A 22,389-nucleotide genomic window follows, 5' to 3' on the forward strand; every position below is an offset into this window, starting at 1 on the left:
CTGATAGTGAGTCTTGCTATTAACTTAGAAGTCAAAAAAGATGTATTGTGTGTCCGTTTAAGTGGTGAGTTGGATCATCATACTGCTGATGAGCTTAGGGAAAAAGCTTCGAATCTGATTGAAAGTGAGAATGTGAAGCATATCATTTTGAATTTAGAAGAATTGAGCTTTATGGATAGTTCAGGTTTGGGAGTAATCCTGGGTCGATACAAGCAAATCAAACAAAAGCATGGAGAAATGGTGGTATGTGCGATTTCCCCTTCTGTAAACCGATTATTTGAAATGTCAGGGTTGTTTAAGATCATTCGTCTTGAACCGTCTGAAGAAAATGCATTACAAAGATTGGGGGTCGCATAATATGAGAAATGAAATGAACATTCAATTCAGTTCGTTAAGCCAAAATGAATCCTTTGCCCGCGTGACGGTTGCGTCATTTATTGCCCAGCTGGACCCGACCATGGATGAATTAACCGAAATCAAGACCGTCGTTTCGGAAGCCGTAACCAATGCCATCATTCACGGTTATGAAAACAGGCCTAATGGGACGGTATATATTTCTGTGATTATGGAGGAGGATGGTTATATCGATATGACCATTCGTGATGAAGGGATCGGGATTGGCGACGTAGAAGAGGCACGCCAGCCGCTTTTCACCTCCAAACCAGAGCTTGAGCGTTCCGGTATGGGATTTACCATCATGGAGAATTTCATGGATGAAATTGAAGTGTCATCTCACCCAGGTACAGGCACCACGGTTAGATTGAAGAAGCACTTGACCAATAGTAAAGCGCTATGCAATTAAGGAGTCGTGCCCATGGATGTCGAAGTGAAAAATGAAAAGGAACAGACCTTTTTGAAAGATCACGAGGTGAAAGAGCTAATCAAGAAGAGCCAGGATGGTGACCAGAGCGCAAGGGACCTGATTGTCCAAAAGAACATGCGCTTGGTATGGTCCGTCGTCCAACGGTTTCTGAATCGTGGCTATGAGCCGGATGATCTCTTTCAGATAGGCAGTATCGGGTTGCTGAAATCAGTGGATAAGTTCGATTTAAGCTACGATGTCAAGTTTTCGACGTATGCTGTTCCCATGATTATCGGAGAGATCCAGCGTTTCATCCGGGATGATGGAACAGTGAAGGTGAGCAGGTCCCTGAAAGAAATGGGGAATAAAATTCGTAAAGCGAAGGATGAGCTCTCCAAGAAATTCGGCAGGGTCCCAACCGTGAGTGAGCTTGCCGAGCATCTGGAATATTCCGTAGAAGAAGTGATCATGGCCCAGGAAGCGAGTCGTGCCCCTTCATCGATTCATGAAACCGTGTATGAAAATGATGGAGATCCCATTACGCTGTTGGATCAGATCGCTGATAATACGGATAACAAATGGTTTGACAAAATCGCCTTGAAAGAAGCCATCCGTGAATTGGATGATCGGGAGCGCTTAATTGTGTATTTGAGGTATTACAAAGACCAGACCCAATCCGAAGTAGCAGACCGACTGGGTATTTCACAAGTGCAGGTATCGAGGCTTGAGAAGAAGATATTACAGACGATGAAAGATCATATGCATACAGAGTCATAGGCGAAATAACCTTGTTGGTTCAATTCCTTTTGAACCAACAAGGTTATTTTTTTTGTCAACCGTGAGATTGAAATTGTTTCCAACTATTTGTATCGCCATCCTTATAAGCTACGTCAAATTCTCTTTGTGATCCCTTTATTTCATCTGAACACCCAGGTAGTGATTACATATTTAATGTTTGTTTATCCATACTATTGATACGAAGGGAAAATTATGTTTTCGGGGAAGTGAACTGGATGGAAGGAAGTTTATATATACGCTTACGTCATCGTGTGCAGGTAAGGGAAGAGAGCACGGTCAAGCTTGGACAGCTTGCTCAAATCATAGCACCTGAAAAAAGTGTAGAAGACATAAGAAACATCCCGATCCATAAAGTGACTCCTTCTGATAAGAATATTATCGTGGTCGATGTAATGAAAGTCATTAGGGAAATTTGCAAGGAACATCCAGATTTAGATATTCAAACGATCGGGCCGACACAAAGCATCATTGAAGTGATCTATGAGAAAAAGAAAGTCTCTCTCCCATTATTCATTGGCGTTTGGTTATTATTATTCATCGGTGCAGCCCTGGCCATTATGAATTTCCATGAAGACGTAAGTATGAGAGAAGTTCATCAAAGGCTGTATCATTTTGTAACAGGAGGGGTCGACCCTCATCCATTATTGTTCCAGGTTCCTTATTCGTTTGGTTTGGGCCTTGGAATGATCTTGTTCTTCAATCATGTGTTTCGTAAAAGACTTAATGAAGAGCCGAGCCCACTAGAGGTTGAAATGTTTAACTACCAGCAGGATTTAGACCAATATGTCATCATGCACGAAAATAAAGAAAGTGAGAAGAAATTGGATGACCATTAATGTATTGATTACCGTATTTATCGGTTTTGCTGGTGGGCTTGCTGTAGGCTCGGGGTTTGTCGCTTTTTTAACGGTATTGGGCATTATACCTCGGTTGACACAACTGACAAAAACAATGAAAATGATTCACTATTATGAAATGGCAGTGATTACAGGGGCCCTCTTTGGAGGATTCATCAGCCTGAATGATTATACGTTTCACCTTTCTCCATTGGTCCTGATTCCGATCGGTCTTACGAGCGGGGTGTTTATCGGGCTGTTGGCTGCTGCGTTGACGGAAGTATTGAATGTGTTTCCCATCCTGGCCAAGCGGATTGGCATAGACGGCCAGATCGTCATTCTCATCATGGCGATCGTATTCGGGAAAATATTCGGTTCATTATTTCATTGGCTCTACTTGGTTCATCAATAAATAGCAAGGGGCAGGGGTTCATATGGACAACAAAAGGAAAGTGATCCTGATTACAGACGGAGATGAATACGCCAAACGTGCCATCGAATGTGTCGCCAAAGAGTACGGAGGACGATGCATCTCAAGCTCTAAAGGGAATCCTTCTGTGCTGTCAGGACCTGAAATCGTCAAATTAATTAAAAGAGCAAAGAATGACCCTGTCTTTGTGATGTTTGATGATAGTGGATTCATAGGGGAAGGTGCTGGGGAACGTGCCCTGAAATATGTTGCAAATCATTCTGACATAGACGTTCTCGGAATCATCGCCGTGGCAAGTAAAACACGACAGGCGGAATGGACCAGAGTGGATGTATGTATTGATAAATTTGGGGATTTGACTCCTTACGGGGTGGATAAATTCGGTGTACCTGAGATGGACGTAGGCAGACTGACGGGGGATACCGTATATTGCCTGGATGAACTGGATGTCCCTGTGATTGTGGGGATTGGAGATATTGGTAAAATGGCTAAACGGGATCATTATTCACAAGGTGCGCCCATCACGAAGAAAGCAGTGGAAATCATCTTAGAAAGGAGCGGGTATCATGCCTCAAAAGACGAAAGAAACACCGATTCCTAAGGATTTAAAAGTCATAGAAGATTACATGAAGAATCACGTTGGACTGAACACAAGTTTTGATATCGGTGTGCGGAAATTGATGATTTTGAAAAAAGGGGTTCATTTTTACTATATAAATGGACTGACCGACGCATCCTATATCATCGAAATTGTAGAAGAACTTGTTGAAATCAATGACCATGAAAGGGCGACAAGCCGACTATATGACATCGTACATAATCGACTTGTCCATCAATCCGTAGAACCGGTTAAAACGATCGAAGAAGCGGTGGATGAAGTGCTCTCCGGATTAATTGCCGTCTTTGTTGAAGGATATGAAGAAGCCTTGATCGTAGATGTGCGAAGTTATCCTGGAAGGCAGCCGTCAGAGCCCGATACCGAAAAGGTGGTACGCGGTTCACGTGATGGATATGTGGAGAATATTATTGTCAACACCGCTCTGACAAGACGAAGAATCCGGGATCCAAGATTACGGTTCGAAATCTTCCGCATAGGGGAGAGATCCAAGACGGATATATCGATTGCATATATTGATGATGTGGCAAACCCGAGTTTAATCGAGGTAATAAAAAAAGAATTAAAAAGTATTAAAATCGATGGACTGACGATGGCAGATAAATCAGTAGAAGAGTTTCTGGTGAAGCAGGGGTATAACCCCTATCCATTAGTGAGATATACGGAAAGGGCGGATGTAGCGGCTACCCATTTATTAGAGGGGCATGTCTTGATTTTTGTGGATACATCCCCGAGTGTCATCATTACACCTACAACGTTTTTTCACCACCTTCAGCACGCTGAGGAATACAGGCAGTCTCCGGCGGTCGGTACATTTGTAAGATGGACACGCTTTGTTGGGGTACTTGCTTCATTATTCCTTTTGCCATTATGGTATTTGTTTGTTCTAGACCCATCGTTGCTTCCGGAAGTGATAAAGTATGTCGGTCCCCAAGAACAAACCAATATCCCTGTCATCGTGCAATTATTCATCGCTGATATGGGGGTGGAAATGTTCAGGATCGCGGCGATTCATACTCCGACCCCTCTTTCTACTGCCATGGGTTTAATCGCCGCTGTATTAATCGGGCAAATTGCCATCGATGTCGGGCTGTTTCAGCCTGAAGTAATCTTATATGTAGCTGTAGCTTCAATCGGTACGTTTGCAACTCCTAGTTATGAATTAAGTGTAGCGAATAAGATGGCAAGACTTCTCCTCCTGGTGGCGGTTGCATTCTTCCATATACCAGGGTTGATGATAGGAAGTACCCTTTTCATCCTGTATGTATCAAATATTAAATCTCTTAATACACCGTACCTTTGGCCGCTATTGCCTTTCAGTCCGAAGGCATTTATGCAGATTCTGGTCAGGAAATCGGTACCAGGGTCAAAAATTCGGCCAAGCATCGTTCAACCAAGAAATAAATACAAGCAGCCTGCGAAATCTTAGAATATTGCAACAATTCCCGTTCTATGGTAAATTACGTTTAATTAGTCGTGGATGACAGAGGGGAATGAGATGTTGCATGTATCTTCATGGATCAGCAGAAATCAAAGATGGCGATTTAGTGATAGGAGGGGTGAGTACCGTAGATTTGGCAGCACAATATGGTACACCCCTTTATGTATATGACACAACTCTTGTCAGAGAGCGTGCAAGGGGCTTTAAAGAAACATTTGAATCCCTTGGGGTGAAAGCAGAAGTTGCCTACGCTAGTAAAGCATTCTCCTGCATCGCCATCTTTCAGTTAATGAAGGAAGAAGGATTGTCCCTGGACGTCGTTTCAGGAGGGGAACTGTTTACTGCCTTGAAGGCAGGGTTTCCTGCTGAACGCATTCATTTTAATGGGAACAATAAGTCGAGGGATGAACTGAAGCTCGCCATTGAACATCAGATCGGCTGTATAGTCGTCGATAATTTTCATGAATTGGAGCTTGTAAGTGAGGTATCTCTTTCTCTTGAGAAATCAACCAGGGTATTGTTAAGAGTGACACCGGGGATTGAAGCTCATACCCATGATTATATCCTTACCGGACAGGAAGATTCGAAATTCGGCTTTGATTTAACAAATGGTCAGGCTGAAAGAGCAATGAAATTGGCAATGGACGCTGCCCCCATTGAATTGTTGGGACTGCATTGCCACATTGGCTCTCAAATTTTTGAAACAACCGGTTTTATACTGGCTGCCAGGAAAATCATTGAAAAGGTGGCAGAGTGGAATTCTCAATACAGCTTTCATCCAAGGGTCCTTAATTTGGGTGGAGGGTTTGGAATTCGTTACACGAAAGACGATGATCCGATTCCACCTGCACAATATGTGAAGGAAATGATTGCTGCTGTTAAAGAAGAGGTAGAAAAATACAATCTCACGATGCCTGAAATCTGGATTGAACCGGGGCGTTCACTTGTAGGGGATGCCGGGACCAGTCTCTATACAATGGGGTCTAGGAAAGATGTGCCGGGCATCCGTAAATATGTAGCGATTGATGGGGGGATGAATGATAATATCAGACCTGCCCTATACAAGGCCAAGTATGAAGCGATAATAGCCAATAAAGCGGACCGGATCACTGAAGAAACGGTCTCTGTTGCCGGGAAATGCTGTGAGTCCGGCGATATGTTGATATGGGATGTACCTTTGCCTCAATCAGAACCAGGAGATATTCTTGCGGTGTTCTGTACAGGAGCGTATGGGTATTCCATGGCAAATAACTATAATCGGATACCGCGCCCACCCGTCGTATTTGTCGAGAACGGAGAAACAAGATTAGCCGTACGGAGAGAAACATACGATGACTTAATCAGCCTTGATGTAACATTTTCTTGATACAAGGGATCTAGTCTTTAAGTATATCATGCTTAAAGACTACTTTTTTTGCATTCTGAATTACATACTTTAACAAATTTCGTTTTTACTATACAATAACAATGGCATAAACGAATAGAGTTAGAAAAGGAGTCAGTCATGAAGATCAGTAATAAAGGGTTATTCTTGCTATTAATTGGTGCAGGTCTGATGTGGGGAGTCATCTACTGGATGTTCATCGCCGGGAACTGATTGGTTTTGATTTGCTTAATAATAGTAAATTTAGTAAGATAAATAAACGTTCATATCATTAAATTTCTAGTTTTTGTCTATAATAGGAAATAAATAGATTAGACATAAAACATAACGAGGGGTTAATATGTTAATTCGGTATAAAAAGGCGTTCGAAAAGATTGCTATGGGATTATTATCTTTCATGCCAAATGAAAAGGATTTGAAGAAGCTTCAACAAACGATGAAGCAATACGAAACTGAAGAAAATTGGCAGCTCTTTTTATGGAAAGAAGAGGACATAGTAGGATTAATCGGAGTGTATAAAACAGATGGTACCTTAGAGATTCAACATATATCAGTCAACCCATCACACCGTCATGAGGGTATCGGGAAATCGATGGTCAAACACCTGAGGGAGATGCACTCAGAGCTAGAAGTGAAACCTAATTCAGAAACCGCTTCCTTTTTTGAGAAATGTGATGAAATGGATTCGTTAGAAATGAAACATGAGGAATAATGAAGAGACAGACCTCCTAACCGGAAGGTCTGTCTCTTTTTTTTCTCAAGGCATTTTCACGCTCGGCGATCACTTCAGACCTGTCTCGAAGGGAATGTCGGTGAACGAGTCCTGTATTTGACAGGTCACTTGGTGCACACCAGGTATAACCATTTTCCTTGCAAAGGTCTTGAACCTGATCTATAAGTGTATCATCAGTCAGAGGAAGGATGATACTTTGATAATGGTGACCATGGTTGATTTCATACGTAATCTCTAAAAGCTTTTCCTTCAGATCAATAGAAGCGATTCCCAGTTTCTCAAGTTCTTTTTGGTTCAGCTCGATATTATTGATAGCTTTATTGAATGTTCTAACCGCTCCTGCGAGGTTCCCTCGTCTGTAATGGTAAAAGCCGACAGCCACTTGGATCAATCCCACCCAATGAGAAGTCCTATTCTTGGGATCGGCCTCCTTCCAATATTCTTCTAATACTTCATGGCACTCAAAATAGTCACGATTTCCGTGGAAATACATCAGGAACTCGACAAAGGCTTTTGGATAAACCATAAGATCCCTCCATTGGATGTAAGGTAGTTTAAATTGTAGCACAAACCCTTATCAAAACGACAGGAATCCCCATACATACAAAACTTTCTATTGGAGAATAGTGGTCTTTCTACTATACTATTAAGTAGCTATCAGGAAAGATGGTAATTAGAAATTTGGTGATAAAATGGAATACAATGTGAAGATTGACGCATTTGAAGGTCCCCTGGATCTATTATTGCATCTCATTAACTCGTTAGAAATCGATATATATGATATTCCTATGGCGGAGATCACGGAGCAATATATGTTATATGTACATACGATGAAAAACCTGCAACTGGATGTTGCCAGCGAATACTTAGTAATGGCGGCTACACTACTCGCCATCAAGAGTAAGATGCTTCTTCCTAAGCATGATGATGGCATGGTGAACGATGAAATTGAATTTGAAGAAGAAGATCCCCGTGATGAATTAGTGGAACGGTTGATTGAGTATCGTAAATTCAAAGAAGCGGCGATTGAGTTGAAGCACCGTGAAGAAGAGCGTGGACAAGTATATACGAAACCTCCTAGTGATCTTTCTGAGTTCAGTGAAGAGGTGGATTTGAAGAATACAGACGTACAGGTGTCTTTATATGATATGCTTGGGGCTTTTCATAAATTATTAAGAAGGAAGAAGCTTCAACGACCCGTTCAAACGAGAATCACCAGGCAGGAAATTTCCATTGAAAAGAGGATGAATGATATTCTCGAGAACCTGAGAAGTCTCAACGCACGTACATCCTTTACAAGTCTTTTCCCTTCCGATAGTAAAGAGCATCTTGTTGTGACGTTCCTTGCTGTGCTGGAATTAATGAAGCGGAAACAAATCATCGTCAATCAGGAAAAAAACTTCACGGAAATATTTGTGGAAGCAGGAGAGGAGGCAGGACTTGTTGAACAGTATTAATTGGAAAGGAATCCTGGAAAGCCTTTTATTTGCAGCCGGTGATGAGGGACTTTCTCTGAAACAGGTCTGTTCCGTATTGGAAATTGAAGAACAGGAAGCAATGGATGTCCTTGAAGAATTAAAGAATGATTACGAAAAGGATGATGACAGAGGCATTTACATCATTGAAATAGCAGGTACCTTTCAACTGGTGACGAAGAAAACCAATGCTGATTTCTTGAAAAAACTGGTAGAGTCACCAAATGTAAGCTTCCTTTCCCAGGCGGCTCTAGAAACACTTGCGATCATTTCGTATAAACAACCAATCACAAGGATGGAAATTGAACAAATAAGAGGTGTGAAGACCGAGAGACCGATTCAGACCCTTATGTCAAAAGGGCTTGTCAAGGAAGTGGGCAGGGCGGAGGGAACTGGCCGTGCTTACTTATTTGGCACAACGAAAGAATTCCTCGACTATTTTGGTCTGAAAAGTATCGAAGAGCTTCCCCCTCTCCCTGAAAGTATCCAAGACGAATTCGCGCAGGATGAAGCCGATCTATTCTTTGAAAAATTTCAGGAAACGATGGAAACGAACGAATAAGAACATAATCAACGAACAGGCAGGACTACTTGAGACAGAAAAAAAGTCCTGCCTGTTTTATCGAGATTAAATTCTGAACATTCGCAATTATGTCCTGTTGATGAGATGGAGGGGAATATGTGAACGAGTTCTTAATGAAAAGCCGGGTTCAGGAAATCCATAACTTTCTTGAAGATGTAATTACTCAATTTGAAGGGTATTTAAATGGTGTAACCATTAACATGCTGTTGCAAGAAAGGCCAGGAGATAAAGTATACTACGAAGGTCTTTTTTCCAATTTGAGAAGATTGGTGGTCTATTGTGAAGACGGTCTTGATTCCTGTACGACCCTGTTACAACTGGAGCCATACAAGAAGGATCTTGCCGAGAAGGCCCTTTGTAAAATCTATCATAAATGTATCGTTGAATATTACTCTCCCCGCTATAATCTCTGGTTTGAAGATCTTCGTACCACTTTCCCGGAAGGCAGCGCCATTCGATTCAGGCAGGAGCCTCCCCGCTGCCTTGCTGCATTGTTGCGACATGTGGAAGGGGACTTTCATGGGACGAGAGAGAATCTAGCTGAGTTTGTGAGCCAATGCCGGCAACATCATGCATGATTAGGATACAAATAGGAATGCTACACACAGTCCATCAGGATGACTGTGTGTTTTTTTATAACTCTCTTGATACTAAACAGCAGGGTATCGGTTTCTGGTGACATGGCCATCTGCTCATAAGATTTCACTCATATTACCCCTTGTCCTGCATAAACTTGTACAAACACGTTAGATTTAAAGGAGTAGATGGGTGTGAATCGAAAAAGAGCGAAATTTTACATATATTTTTTTCTGATATTCACATTATTATTTGTAACGGTATCCAATGACGTTCAGGCAGCACCTTCTGTCAGTTCCCAAAGAGCGATCTTAATGGATCAGGAAACAGGGAGGATCCTATACGAAAAGGATGCCCATACTCAAAGCCGAATAGCAAGCATCACGAAAATCATGACAGCGATCCTTGCCGTTGAGTCTGGAAAGATGGATCAGGAGGTGACTGTTTCTTCAAATGCAGCAGGTACGGAAGGTTCCTCCCTTTACTTAAAGGCGGGGGAAAAAATCAAACTCGAGGACCTGGTGTACGGGTTGATGCTGAGATCCGGGAATGATGCTGCGGTGGCTATCGCAGAATTTGTAGGAGGAAGCCTCGACGGATTCGTGTATATGATGAATGAAAAAGCAAACGAGATCGGGATGGAAAATACGCATTTCTCTAATCCCCACGGCCTTGATGATCATAAGGATCACTATTCCACTGCGTATGATATGGCCATTCTGACAAGGTATTCTATGGAAAACGGGGAATACAAGGAAATTGCTGGGACAAAAGTACACACAGCACCTAATCCTGAAGAGAAATGGGACCGGAAATGGAAGAATAAAAATAGATTATTGACTGAATTGTATAAACATAGTACGGGCGGGAAGACGGGGTATACGAAACTGGCAAAAAGAACACTTGTGTCCACTGCTTCAAAGGATGGAGAGAACCTGATTGCCGTGACCCTCAACGGTCCCGATGACTGGAATGATCATATCGGTATGTTTGAATACGGATTTAAGAACTATGATTATAAAATTGCCCTGGAAAAAGGAAAGATCGAAAAAATGGACGACAAAGTATATAAGGGCCATGCCTACTTAAAAAGGGAATCCATATTGACGCTGACAGATGAGGAAGTGAAAGAGGTAAAGGTCGAGTATAAAATGTTGAAGCCGAAGAAGGAATGGTTAAAGAATCAGGATGTGCCTGAGGTGGTTGGAAAGGCCATCGTGTATTTAGGTAACGAGAAAGTAGATACTCTTCCCATTTATTATGAAGCTTCAAGTGAAGAGAAGAAAGAAAAGAGCTGGTGGAAATTCTGGGCTTACTCATTCGAGTCCATCATAGGGGTAAAAGACAATGGTTAACTTAATATGGGTGGGCATGACGATCATTGGATTGGTATTCGCGGTCATTAACGGGAAAATGGCAGAAGTGAACGAAGCCATCTTCACCTCTGCGAATGAAGCCGTCACTCTCTGTATTGGCCTGGTCAGTGTCTTAGTGTTTTGGTTGGGCGTTATGAGGATCGCACAGGAAGCAGGGTTACTGGATAAACTGGCAAAGATGTTCAGGCCTTTTGTGACGAGACTATTTCCGGAAGTACCTGAAAATCATCCTGCAATGGGATACATCCTTTCTAATATGATGGCCAATATGTTTGGACTGGGAAATGCCGCAACTCCACTAGGCATCAAGGCCATGGAACAATTAAAAAGCTTGAACGGTGGCAGGGATGTCGCAAGCAGGTCGATGATTACGTTCTTGGCGATCAATACGTCAAGCATTACGATCATTCCAACCACGGTGATTGCGATCCGTATGAAATATGATTCAGCTTCTCCCACTGAAATTGTAGGACCGACTCTGATTGCTACTATGTTATCCACCATAGGTGCGATATTGATCGATCGTTATTTTCATTATAGGCGTACCCGTCGAGAGGTGAAGTAGATGCAATGGATATCCACAATCTCATTATGGCTGATCCCCATCATGATTGGGTTTATACTAATCTATGGGACTATCAAAAAGGTACCCACGTATGAAGTTTTCGTTGATGGAGGAAAAGAAGGGATCAAAATCGCCGTTTCCATCATTCCCTTCCTCATCGGTATGCTTGTGGCCATCACAATCTTTCGTGAATCGGGTGCCCTTGAATTTTTTGTGGGTCTTATAAGACCCGCACTGCTTGCCCTTGGGATTCCTCCGGAAATCGTCCCCCTGGCCATCATCAGGCCAATATCAGGAACAGCTGCCCTTGGCATGATGAGTGACATTATCGCAACATACGGCCCGGACTCGTTTATTGGCAGATTGGCTTCGACCTTACAGGGTAGTACAGATACAACTCTTTACGTATTAACGGTGTACTTTGGTGCAGTCGGAATCCGAAAAATGGGCGATGCCCTAAAAGTCGGTCTGCTGGCAGACCTTGTAGGAATTGCTGCCGCCATTTTCATCGTCACCATCATGTTCTAACGGGATAGCGTTACTTGAATAAAAGATAAAATGGCATAAAGAAATCGGCCAATGAGGTCGATTTTTCTTTATGCCTTTCTATTTTGCCTGGATTGTGTAATAATTCATGAAGACAAATGTATTGAAATTTAAATGAGGTGAAAGACCGTGGAACGATTACAAAAGGTTATTGCTCACAGTGGAGTGGCATCCCGACGTAAAGCAGAGCAATTAATTATAGAAGGCAAAGTGAAGGTCAATGGAAAAGTAGTGAAGGAGCTTGGGACAAAGGTTTCGGGTTCGGACCGGGTTGAAGTGTCGGGAATTCAAATTGAACGAGAAAACAAAGTATATTATATGCTATATAAACCAAGAGGAGTCATTTCCGCTGTCACCGATGATAAAGATCGTCAGGTCGTGACTGATTTCTTCCCGGAAATCGAGGAAAGGATCTACCCTGTAGGCAGACTGGATTATGAAACTTCAGGCATCCTGCTGTTAACGAACGATGGAGATTTCGCCAATGCTCTTATGCACCCAAGCAATGAGATCGAAAAAACATACGTAGCAAGATTAAAAGGAATTCCACCGAAATTTAAGATCCGTGAGCTTGAAAAAGGGATTAAGCTGGAAGACGGGATGACCGCTCCAGCCAAAGTGAAAGTCCTGAGCATTGATAAAAAGCAGGGGAAATCGATTGTTGAAATTACCATCCATGAAGGAAGAAACCGTCAAGTCCGCCGGATGTTCGAAGCCCTTGGATACCCGGTACAAAAACTAAAGAGGGAACGATACGCATTCCTCACACTTCACGGTTTAAATGCAGGAGAAGGCAGAGAGCTGACACCACATGAGGTGAAGCAGTTGAGAACACTGGCTGAAACTGGAAGCATTCATTAACGATTGACATGGAAAGTGTCACATATCCTTCATATAATTTACATTAATGTGAATCTGATAAATGATATAATGAGGAAGGAATTTTACCCTGAAATCATGGGATATTTCTCTGCTTATTATGAGGATATGAAACAGTACATTATGGCAGGGACTGGAATCATAAGTGAACCCTTATGACTTCAGGCCCTTTGCTACTGTAAAGAGAGAAAAAACTTCTCCATTCTTGAGAACGATTTCAATATGGGAGGCACACGTAAATGAATAAGAAAAAACGCAGATTACTCATCCGGGCCATCATTCTCATTGTGCTGACTTCTGCAGTTGCATATACGCTTTATGCAAACTTCACAAAGGATGAAAGAGGAATGTTAAAGGCAGGAGACAAGGCACCTGACTTTGTTCTCACGGATATGGAAGGGAATACACATCGCCTATCCGACTATAAGGGACAAGGTGTCTTCTTGAACTTCTGGGGAACATGGTGCAAACCGTGCGAAAGAGAAATGCCCTATATGAATAATCAGTATAAGAAATATCAGGACCAAGGCGTACAGATCTTAGCTGTCAATGTGGGTGAATCCAATTTCTTGATTAATCGATTCGTCTCAAAACACGGGTTGGAGTTCCCTATAGTAGTAGATAAAGAAGAGGAAGTGCAGAATGCATACGGGATCGATCCACTTCCAACAACGTTCCTGATCAACCCTCAAGGGGAAATCGAGAAGATCATAACAGGTACGATGACAGAAAACGATATCATCGAAGATTTAGAGAGCATCAAGCCGTAAGGCAGTTTAACTTGAATTAAGGAGTTTTAACATGAAAGAGATCAAATGTGTATGCGGTCATGTGAATCCAAACGGTACCGTTCTCTGTGAATCTTGTGGAAGAGCTTTAACAGAAGAAGCAAAGAATGAGAAACTCCATGACATGCGTTATGAGGGAAGTGCCCGACGTTCCCAAACGTATAACAAATCGATTGTAGATAAGATATGGAACTTTTTCTCTTCTGTGAAGGTTGGGGTGTGGCTGATTGTTGTCACACTGGTGGCTTCAGCAGTTGGAACGATATTACCTCAGGAACAGTATATTCCAAATGGTCAGCCTGCTGATGAATACTATAAGGATGTTTATGGTTTCTTCGGAGACTTGTACTATACGGTAGGTTTCCATGACCTTTATAGCTCTTGGTGGTACCTGCTTTTAATCGCATCCATCGGGGTTTCCCTCGTCATTTGTAGCTTGGACCGAGTGATCCCCCTATACCGCGCGTTGAAGAATCAACGTGTTACAAGACATCTGGGCTTTCTTGAACGCCAAAGGATATACGGCAAAACAGAAATGATAGAGTATAAGGAACCTGTCAACAAAATAAAAGAAAAGTTGACCAAGAAAAAGTATAAGATCCGTGAAGAGGATGGAAATATCCTTGCAGAGAAGAATCGCTTCTCCAGATGGGGTCCATATGTAAATCATATAGGTCTAATCATCTTCCTTTTCGGAGGGATGCTGCGATTTGTTCCGGGGATGTACATCGACGAAACGGTTTGGATTCGTGAAGGCGAAACGAGAGCCGTACCTGGTACGGACCAGGAATACTACTTAGAAAACAAAGAATTCACACTTGAGACATACGATAAAGACAAAGATAAAGAAGTGTTTGGTGAAGCGATTGACAAAAACGGAACCATCGCTAAAAATTTCCAATCTGATGTAATCCTCTATAAAGAATCAGGGGATCGTGTTCCGGGCCAGAAGGCAAAACGTACAAAAGAGCAGGAAGAATCCATTAAAGTAAACCAGCCTCTTAAATTCGGCAATTTTGCCGTGTATCAGACAAGTTATAAATTGGATGAATTCAAATCAATGTCCTTTACCCTTGACAATAAAAAGTCGGGGGAAAGCTTCGGGGAATTCACCGTCGATTTATTCGATCCTCAGGATTCATATGAATTTGAAGATGGATATAAGGCAGAGTTGATGGGATATTATCCGGATTTTTCAGGTTTTAATGAGCAGGGGGAACCTCAAACAAAATCCCCACTACCAAATAATCCGGCTTTCCTGTTTAAGTTATTTTCACCTGAAAAGCCTGAAGGTGAAATCAGTTTTGTAGGGATTCGAAAAAACCTCGAGCCACTTGGGGAAAATGACTATAAACTGTCATTTGCAGGTGTTGGGACGAGAGATGTATCCGCCCTGACCGTGCATAAAGATCTGACTCTCTGGATATTGGCTCTCGGAGGCGCGATCTTCATGATCGGTGTCATACAAGGTGCCTATTGGCATCACAGAAGAATCTGGATTAGACGGAGTGAGGATGGAGTCATCGTGGCCGGTCATACGAATAAAAACTGGCACGGCTTGAAAAATGAAATCAGCTATGTGCTGGAGGGTACCGGAATCAACGAGCCCGACGACCAACAACAAAAAGACGAAGTGAGGAGGAATGAGGATGTCAACGACAACAATGGCTGAATGGAGCAGTAATTTACTCTATGTATCCTTTATCATGTATTTAATTGCTACACTATTTTTTGGCGGGAGTATCCGTCAAAAGAATACAACGGAAACAAACCAGAAGAAATGGGGATGGATTGGGATTGTCTTAACCCTGATCGGATTTGCCTCACAGTTGGGATACTTCTTTCTTAGATGGGGAGCATCCGGTCATGCACCTGTAAGTAATTTATTTGAATTTACGACGTTTTTCGGAATGATGCTTGTTGGGGCATTCATCATTCTTTACTTTATGTACAAGACAACGATACTTGGTGTCATTGCTCTGCCATTCGCCTTGTTGGTCATTGCCTACGCGAGCATGTTTCCTAAAGATATCAGCCCGCTCATCCCAGCCCTTCAAAGTGATTGGTTGAAGATCCATGTCACAACTGTATCAGCAGGAGAAGCGATTCTTTCCATCAGCTTTGTGGCGGGACTTATCTACTTATTAAAATCCGTTCAGCATACAAAGGGGAGCAAGCAATCTTTCTGGCTCGAAACCGTGATGTATTCACTGGTGGTCGTTTTAGGGTTTGTTGTCGCATCAACAGCCTTTACTCTGGGGAATTACGAAGCGGATTTCCAATATGTGAATCAACAGGGTGAAGAAGCTGTTGCGGAATACACACTCCCTGCACTTGTAGGACCGAATGAAGGTCAATTATTAACAGACGGTGTGATGGAGCCGGTTGTCGAAATGCCTGCCCTTATAAATGCCAAAAAATTAAACACAGTCATTTGGTCATTTACGATCGGTACTGTAATTTATCTAATTCTACGTTTGATCTTCAGAAAACGTATAGCAGCTAAGATGCAGCCCCTTGTCAAGAATGTGAATCTTGATCTGATGGACGAAATCGGATACCGCTCCGTCTTGATCGGTTTTCCAGTCTTTACACTTGGCGGACTCATCTTTGCCATGATATGGGCACAAATTGCCTGGACCCGCTTCTGGGGATGGGACCCCAAAGAGGTATGGGCATTGATTACATTTCTATTCTATGCAGCTTTTCTTCACCTTCGCCTGTCAAAAGGATGGCATGGTGAAAAATCAGCATGGTTAGCCGTGGTGGGGGTTGCGATCATCCTATTCAATCTTGTGGCCGTTAACCTTATCATTGCGGGATTACACTCATATGCTTAAAGGATCGTAATGAATGGGAAGGAGCTGATGATCACGAGAATTACATTCTCTTTGAGTCAGCTTCTTTTTTCATATAAAATATAGGATAATATGGTTAAATATACAAAGGGGGATGAACCCATGGAGGAAAATATCCGGATTTTAGTCGTAGATGATGAAGATCGGATCCGCAGACTGTTAAAAATGTATCTGGAAAGAGAAAATTATGTCATTGATGAAGCTGAAAATGGAGAAATAGCGTTAGAAATGGCTCTGGCACAAAATTATGACTGTATCCTTTTGGATATTATGATGCCAGGTATGGACGGAATCGAAGTGTGTCAGCACCTTCGTGAAAGTAAGGCGACCCCCGTCATCATGCTTACTGCGAAGGGTGAAGAAGTGAATAGGGTACAAGGGTTCGAAGTCGGGACCGATGACTATATTGTGAAGCCATTTTCCCCCCGCGAAGTCGTCCTGAGGGTGAAAGCTTTATTAAGACGGTCTACGAAATCCAGTTTCATCCAAAGTGATACAAAAGCTAAGGATCTTATCGTGTATCCGCATCTAACAATTGACAATGACGCACACCGTGTGACAGCGGATGGAATCGATGTCAATTTGACCCCTAAAGAATATGAACTTTTATATTTTCTTGCAAAAGCACCGGATAAAGTATTTGACCGTGAGCATCTTCTCAAGGAAGTTTGGCATTATGAATTTTTCGGTGATCTGAGAACGGTCGATACCCATGTGAAACGTTTAAGGGAAAAGCTGAATAAAGTTTCTGAAATGGCAGCCAAAATGATCGTGACCGTTTGGGGAGTTGGCTATAAATTCGAGGTAACAAATGAATGAGGCTTTGGCGTAGTGTAGTTGGGAAACTGTGGCTAACCATCCTGCTGCTGGTTTCATTTGTATTATTTATTCTGACCATTCTATTACTTGAATTCTTTCAGAATTACCATGTGGATGTAGTGGAGAAAGAATTGACCCATACGGCAGAGAAAGTGGCAAGAGTCATCGAGAATCATAATGATCTAACCCTTGGGATGGAATTAGGGAAGGAAATCATTGATGAACCGGTGAATATCATCATATCATTGGATCAAAATGAATCCCTGTATTCACAGGACTCGACCGCCTTTCAGAAGAAAGTTCACGATTATATTTCTAAGGATAAGCAGCTTCAATCGGTCAAAATGAAAGGCATCACGAGCAAAAAAGAGGTTGAACTGTCGAAGGAGTCGTCCAATCGATATGAGAATGTCATCATTGTCGGCACGCCCCTTCATATTAACGGAAAAGATGGAGCCGTTTACCTCTATCAGTCACTTGGGGTAATAAAGGATACAACTAGACAGACCACCAAGCTGATCCTGCTTGCAGCAGGCATCGCTATCATTCTGACGACCATCTTTGCATTCTTCCTGTCCACCCGTATCACTGCACCACTCAGGAAAATGAGAGAGGCCGCATTTGAAGTGGCTAAAGGAAAGTTCGATACCAAGGTGCCGATCCTGACGAAGGATGAAATCGGAGAACTCGCCACTGGCTTCAATCAGATGGGAAGACAATTAAAGTTTCACATCAACGCACTCAGTCAGGAGAAAGAACAGCTCTCATCCATTCTAAGCAGTATGGCAGATGGGGTCATCACCTTTAATCGGGACGGCACCATTCTGATCACCAATCCTCCTGCAGATCGTTTCTTGCAGCATTGGTATTATGAGCAAAGTGAAGAGGCGATCCCGACGACTGTAAGAGAATTATTGCAAAGCGTAGTTGTAACCGAGATGGAACAAACAGGTGAACTGAGTCTGCAGGGACGTTCCTATGTGGTGATCGTCAGCCCACTCTATAACAACAACACCATCAGGGGAGCCGTTGCGGTGGTTCGAGATATGACAGAAGAACGACGATTGGATAAACTTCGGAAGGACTTTATCGCAAACGTCTCGCATGAACTGCGTACACCTATTTCCATGCTTCAAGGATATAGTGAAGCAATCGTGGATGATATAGCAGGTTCGGAAGAAGAAAAGAAAGAAATTGCCCGTATCATCTATGATGAATCTCTTCGAATGGGGAGGCTGGTGAACGATCTTCTCGATCTTGCCCGGATGGAGGCTGGACATATCACGTTGAATAAAGACGTGATAGCGGTCATGCCTTTCACGGAAAGAGTGACAAACAAGTTTATCGGTTTGGCTAAGGAAAAAAAAGTTTCCATATACTTTGAAAGTGACGTAGAAATCAAGAAGGAAATCTATATGGACCCGGATCGGATTGAACAAGTATTAACCAATCTCATTGATAATGCATTGAGACATACACCGACAGGAGGGGAAGTGACGGTTTCCCTGACAGAGAAGAAAGGCGGTTACCTGTTTCATGTAAGAGACACGGGTTCTGGGATTCCTGAGGAAGATCTTCCTTTCGTGTTCGAACGTTTCTATAAAGCTGACAAAGCCAGAACAAGAGGAAAGTCCGGAACAGGTCTCGGTCTTGCGATTGCAAAGAATATCATTGAATCCCATAAAGGGCATATACAAGTGCAAAGCAAAGTCGATCAAGGGACAGCCTTCACTTTCTTTCTTCCTATTTAGCCAAAAATCGATGGAATCCATAGAAATATGGCGATTTTTCTTGTTACATGGGAAACATTCTTTATTTTTTATCGGATTGTAAAAGGATGTTGAAAAAAAGAATAATCTGGCCAACAGGGTGATTTTACTCTGTTGGCCTTTTTCATGGGGAAGCCTGTTCAATATAGGTCTTTCCTTTTCACCCAAAAAATACTATATTGATAGTGTGTAACTTTTTTACAGATAATACGACTAATAATTTGACGGGGAGGTAATAGAATGGACTCCGTTTTTGAGAAGTTATATTCTTCCTATCATCAGGATGTATTCCAATTCCTTATATATATGGTACAGAACAAGCAGCAGGCTGAAGATTTAGTTCAGGAAGTTTATATTCGGGTGCTTAAATCTCATGAAAATTTTGAAGGGAAAAGCTCCGAGAAAACCTGGCTTTTTTCCATTGCGAAAAATGTAGCCATTGATCATTTCAGAAAACAGAAAAACTGGAGAAATCGTATTCTGGATAAATTCGATTGGAGTCGAAATGAAGTAACAGATGATGGGGCTCTTCCCGAAGAAATCGCCGTCGCTAATGAGGAGATCCAAGTTTTATATGAATGCTTAAAGCATTGCTCAACAGATTTTCGAATGGTGATCATCATGCGGTATTTACAGGAACTTTCAATCATCGAAACCTCAGAAGTGCTTGGATGGTCAGAAAGTAAAGTTAAGACGACCCAGCATAGGGCGATCAAATGGTTACGAATTGAAATGAATCAACGGCTCCCAAAGGAGGAAAGAGACATTGAACCAGTCAGAATGGAAAGATCGTGATATTGAGGATCTTGTCAGAAAGCTCCCTCACATCAAGGATGATCGAAGCTCTCAATCTATCCACGCACGAATGGAAAGGCAAAAAAAGAAAAATCAACTATCATTTAAACGATTTACTCCTGCAGTTGCAACACTTGCTGCCATCTTTATCCTATTTCTGCTTGCTCCTGCCGTTTTAAATCAATTTAGCGAGCAAAGTATGGAAAAGTCCGAATCTGGTATGGCTGATACTTCAGGAAGCACAGAGGAAAAAATCGAGATCTCAACAAAAATGAAAGAACCTGAAGTTTCCGATAAAGAAGAAAAAGCAGCCGTGGCAGAAAACGGTTTAGAGGAACAGGAAAGTTTGACTGTAGCCGAGGACCTCGAAGAACCTAAAGAAAGGCTCTCTCTATATGAAGAGGACTTGAATGGGAAGGAGTTTTATTCCTTTGGACTTGTCTCTCCGGATGCAGTACCGATACCCGTTTCGATCGTAGATGAACAGACAGACGAAGACTGGTTATCACGACATGAGCAACTTGCGGAGAAGCTGCCGGAAACCGATTGGGGACTGGAGGACTACCTTCCATTAGATGGGGAATTTTCGTTGGACAGGAACAAAGTGGTCTTCACACTTGATGCGGATCATTCGTACAGCGGCAGCAGTGCAGTAGAATACGCTTTTTATCATTCCTTACAATATTCATTCCAACATAAAGGAATAGAAGAGGTTGTATTGAAAAACCCTGATGGTACTGTCCCTCAGTTCAGTTCCACTGGAGAATTCTCAAAGGTCGATCTGAACGAAGAAGGTCATACGGCATACTATCTGTATTCTCCAAATGGAAGGGACCGCTTCCTGGTGCCCGATAATATAAACAGAGGGGGCATCAAAGAATCCTTGGAAGCAATGAAAAATGCAGAGACTGGCCTCTTTCAGAGTGTGATCCCCAAAGATATTAACTTCAGTGTGACAGAAGGAGATCAATGGGTGACGATCAGCTTCTTAAACGAATTGGATTTGGACACATTTGATGAACAAACCGCCTTGGAGTTGATTGAAGGAATACTCCTGACAAGCAGAAGTTCTGGGTTTAAACAAGCCAGGTTTGACAATATCAAACAGGAAAGCTGGAGCGGTTTCGACTTCAATGAACCTATCAAGACACCAATCAGTCCAAATAAAAAAAGCTTAGTCAATTGAATAGAGAGCAAAAGACCAGTAGCGGACACGGATCCGTTACCGGTCTTTTCTTTTTTTTCTTTGATATTTAGAATATTTACACGCTACATAGCCAAACTACCCAATGGAAAATGATTTCAGAATGGTTTTTCCGTGGGGTGCATGTAATATGCGTAAAAAGGTTAGAATGGTCTAATACATAGAAGTCGAGGTACGTCTGTCATAAGAATTGAGGAGGACAAGGATGATTTCCCATTGTGCAAAAAGGCTTTTCATCGTTTGGGTGCTATGTGTGAGCGTGATGCTCTTATCGGGACATGTGTCTGAAGCTGAGGAGGATAAGGTGTCTGAGGAAACCGTATCCTGGACATTTCCCGTAGAAGGGATGATCACAGACTCATATGGAACAAGGTCGGGTTCTCATAAGGGAATGGACATCGGAGGGGAGCTGGGGTCTCCCGTTTATTCTGTTGCGAAAGGGATAGTGATCAGATCGTATCTTTCTGAAAGCTATGGTCACGTTGTATTCGTCAGACACGAAAACGGATATGAAACAGTATATGCCCATCTTAAAAGCAGGAAGGTACACGAAAATCAGGAAGTAGAACAAGGTGAACAGCTTGGACTCTTAGGAAATACGGGAAGGTCGACAGGGGCTCATCTTCATTTTGAAATACATAGGGGAGAGTGGACGTTCGATAAAGAAAATGCCATTGATCCCTATCGTGTATTTGGAAACGGTGAAGTCGGTCAGCTCGTATTTGCGAAAGAGAAGGACCCTTATCAGACGGTTGGGGTAGCTGGCACACCTGAAGGAAATATGTCCCGGGACACAAAACATGAAGTGATGCATATCGTTCATAAAGGAGAAACTCTCTGGGGGATATCTCAAACGTACGAGGTATCAGTTGAAGATATTTTGAAGGAAAATGCATTAAAGAGTACTGAACTGGTAATCAATCAGCTATTAAGAATACCTGCCTCTTTACCAAGTGACCAGTATGAAGTAAAAAAGGGAGACACATTATATTCCATCTCTATGGCACATGGCATAGATGTAGAGGAATTAGCCGACAGAAATGGTCTGGACATGCAATCAGCTATTTTCCCTGAGCAGGTATTAATAGTGCAATGATCCAATCGAATCCCCGGCAA

At 42.4% G+C, this 22,389-nt stretch carries 25 protein-coding genes; 24 read left to right on the plus strand and 1 reads right to left on the minus strand.

The window, feature by feature from the left end:
• Positions 1–6: 6 nt before the first annotated feature.
• From spoIIAA to LCL96_RS04940, 9 genes are all read left to right on the plus strand, one after another.
• On the plus strand, positions 7–357 hold the full coding sequence (spoIIAA, locus tag LCL96_RS04900) for an anti-sigma F factor antagonist (RefSeq protein ID WP_044340116.1): 351 nt from the start codon (positions 7–9) through the stop codon (positions 355–357).
• A 1-nt stretch (position 358) separates the two neighbouring features.
• Positions 359–802, plus strand: a complete 444-nt coding sequence (gene spoIIAB / locus LCL96_RS04905) for an anti-sigma F factor (protein WP_224940315.1) — start codon at positions 359–361, stop codon at positions 800–802.
• A gap of 12 nt (positions 803–814) precedes the next feature.
• Complete coding sequence (gene sigF / locus LCL96_RS04910; protein ID WP_224940316.1) at positions 815–1,579, plus strand: RNA polymerase sporulation sigma factor SigF; 765 nt, start codon at positions 815–817, stop codon at positions 1,577–1,579.
• A gap of 236 nt (positions 1,580–1,815) precedes the next feature.
• Positions 1,816–2,436 carry a stage V sporulation protein AA gene (locus LCL96_RS04915; protein WP_224940317.1) on the plus strand — a complete coding sequence of 207 codons (621 nt, stop codon included), beginning with the start codon at positions 1,816–1,818 and terminating at the stop codon, positions 2,434–2,436.
• Positions 2,426–2,848: a stage V sporulation protein AB gene (locus LCL96_RS04920; RefSeq protein ID WP_224940318.1), complete on the plus strand. Its 423-nt coding sequence runs from the start codon at positions 2,426–2,428 to the stop codon at positions 2,846–2,848. Before LCL96_RS04915 ends, LCL96_RS04920 begins: the two co-directional genes overlap by 11 nt.
• A 22-nt stretch (positions 2,849–2,870) precedes the next feature.
• The gene (locus LCL96_RS04925) at positions 2,871–3,467 is read left to right on the plus strand and encodes a stage V sporulation protein AE (RefSeq protein WP_224940319.1); all 597 of its coding nucleotides are present in this window, start codon (positions 2,871–2,873) and stop codon (positions 3,465–3,467) included.
• A complete protein-coding gene (locus tag LCL96_RS04930) occupies positions 3,433–4,911 on the plus strand; it encodes a spore germination protein (protein WP_224940320.1) in 1,479 nt (492 codons plus the stop codon). Before LCL96_RS04925 ends, LCL96_RS04930 begins: the two co-directional genes overlap by 35 nt.
• A 76-nt stretch (positions 4,912–4,987) precedes the next feature.
• A complete protein-coding gene (lysA, locus tag LCL96_RS04935) occupies positions 4,988–6,289 on the plus strand; it encodes a diaminopimelate decarboxylase (protein WP_224940321.1) in 1,302 nt (433 codons plus the stop codon).
• A gap of 358 nt (positions 6,290–6,647) precedes the next feature.
• Positions 6,648–7,019: a GNAT family N-acetyltransferase gene (locus LCL96_RS04940; RefSeq protein ID WP_224940322.1), complete on the plus strand. Its 372-nt coding sequence runs from the start codon at positions 6,648–6,650 to the stop codon at positions 7,017–7,019.
• A gap of 16 nt (positions 7,020–7,035) precedes the next feature.
• Here LCL96_RS04940 and LCL96_RS04945 read toward each other — a convergent pair whose 3' ends face one another.
• Complete coding sequence (locus LCL96_RS04945; RefSeq protein WP_224940323.1) at positions 7,036–7,566, minus strand: DUF309 domain-containing protein; 531 nt, start codon at positions 7,564–7,566, stop codon at positions 7,036–7,038.
• Positions 7,567–7,732: 166 nt separating this feature from the next.
• Between LCL96_RS04945 and LCL96_RS04950 the strand changes: the two genes are divergently transcribed.
• The 15 genes from LCL96_RS04950 (at position 7,733) to LCL96_RS05020 (ending at position 22,369) form a co-directional block, all read left to right on the plus strand.
• The gene (locus tag LCL96_RS04950; protein ID WP_224940324.1) at positions 7,733–8,497 is read left to right on the plus strand and encodes a segregation/condensation protein A; all 765 of its coding nucleotides are present in this window, start codon (positions 7,733–7,735) and stop codon (positions 8,495–8,497) included.
• Positions 8,484–9,077: an SMC-Scp complex subunit ScpB gene (gene scpB, locus LCL96_RS04955; protein WP_224940325.1), complete on the plus strand. Its 594-nt coding sequence runs from the start codon at positions 8,484–8,486 to the stop codon at positions 9,075–9,077. Before LCL96_RS04950 ends, scpB begins: the two co-directional genes overlap by 14 nt.
• A 119-nt stretch (positions 9,078–9,196) precedes the next feature.
• Positions 9,197–9,676: a DUF3907 family protein gene (locus tag LCL96_RS04960; RefSeq protein WP_224940326.1), complete on the plus strand. Its 480-nt coding sequence runs from the start codon at positions 9,197–9,199 to the stop codon at positions 9,674–9,676.
• A gap of 186 nt (positions 9,677–9,862) precedes the next feature.
• Positions 9,863–11,029, plus strand: coding sequence for a D-alanyl-D-alanine carboxypeptidase family protein (locus tag LCL96_RS04965; RefSeq protein ID WP_224940327.1), 1,167 nt, complete (start codon positions 9,863–9,865; stop codon positions 11,027–11,029).
• Positions 11,022–11,615, plus strand: a complete 594-nt coding sequence (locus LCL96_RS04970; RefSeq protein ID WP_224940328.1) for a nucleoside recognition domain-containing protein — start codon at positions 11,022–11,024, stop codon at positions 11,613–11,615. Before LCL96_RS04965 ends, LCL96_RS04970 begins: the two co-directional genes overlap by 8 nt.
• Positions 11,616–12,143 (plus strand): spore maturation protein, encoded by a 528-nt coding sequence (locus LCL96_RS04975; RefSeq protein ID WP_224940329.1) that lies wholly within the window; start codon positions 11,616–11,618, stop codon positions 12,141–12,143.
• Between the two features lie 147 nt (positions 12,144–12,290).
• Entirely contained in the window at positions 12,291–13,022 is a 732-nt protein-coding gene (locus tag LCL96_RS04980; protein WP_224940330.1) for a pseudouridine synthase, read from the plus strand.
• 257 nt (positions 13,023–13,279) lie between these two features.
• Positions 13,280–13,810 carry a thiol-disulfide oxidoreductase ResA gene (gene resA, locus LCL96_RS04985; RefSeq protein WP_224940331.1) on the plus strand — a complete coding sequence of 177 codons (531 nt, stop codon included), beginning with the start codon at positions 13,280–13,282 and terminating at the stop codon, positions 13,808–13,810.
• 31 nt (positions 13,811–13,841) lie between these two features.
• The gene (locus LCL96_RS04990) at positions 13,842–15,500 is read left to right on the plus strand and encodes a cytochrome c biogenesis protein ResB (protein WP_224940332.1); all 1,659 of its coding nucleotides are present in this window, start codon (positions 13,842–13,844) and stop codon (positions 15,498–15,500) included.
• Positions 15,493–16,668 carry a c-type cytochrome biogenesis protein CcsB gene (gene ccsB / locus LCL96_RS04995; RefSeq protein ID WP_224941298.1) on the plus strand — a complete coding sequence of 392 codons (1,176 nt, stop codon included), beginning with the start codon at positions 15,493–15,495 and terminating at the stop codon, positions 16,666–16,668. Before LCL96_RS04990 ends, ccsB begins: the two co-directional genes overlap by 8 nt.
• A gap of 120 nt (positions 16,669–16,788) precedes the next feature.
• Complete coding sequence (locus tag LCL96_RS05000; RefSeq protein ID WP_224940333.1) at positions 16,789–17,505, plus strand: response regulator transcription factor; 717 nt, start codon at positions 16,789–16,791, stop codon at positions 17,503–17,505.
• Complete coding sequence (locus tag LCL96_RS05005) at positions 17,502–19,256, plus strand: ATP-binding protein (protein WP_224940334.1); 1,755 nt, start codon at positions 17,502–17,504, stop codon at positions 19,254–19,256. Before LCL96_RS05000 ends, LCL96_RS05005 begins: the two co-directional genes overlap by 4 nt.
• Positions 19,257–19,514: 258 nt before the next feature.
• Positions 19,515–20,069: an RNA polymerase sigma factor SigX gene (sigX, locus tag LCL96_RS05010; RefSeq protein WP_224940335.1), complete on the plus strand. Its 555-nt coding sequence runs from the start codon at positions 19,515–19,517 to the stop codon at positions 20,067–20,069.
• Positions 20,041–21,255 carry a hypothetical protein gene (locus LCL96_RS05015; RefSeq protein ID WP_224940336.1) on the plus strand — a complete coding sequence of 405 codons (1,215 nt, stop codon included), beginning with the start codon at positions 20,041–20,043 and terminating at the stop codon, positions 21,253–21,255. Before sigX ends, LCL96_RS05015 begins: the two co-directional genes overlap by 29 nt.
• Before the next feature lie 223 nt (positions 21,256–21,478).
• Complete coding sequence (locus LCL96_RS05020) at positions 21,479–22,369, plus strand: peptidoglycan DD-metalloendopeptidase family protein (protein WP_224940337.1); 891 nt, start codon at positions 21,479–21,481, stop codon at positions 22,367–22,369.
• Positions 22,370–22,389 lie beyond the last annotated feature (20 nt).

The sequence above is a fragment of the Rossellomorea aquimaris genome (assembly GCF_020172085.1).
GTDB classification, from domain to species: Bacteria; Bacillota; Bacilli; order Bacillales; family Bacillaceae_B; genus Rossellomorea; species Rossellomorea aquimaris_E.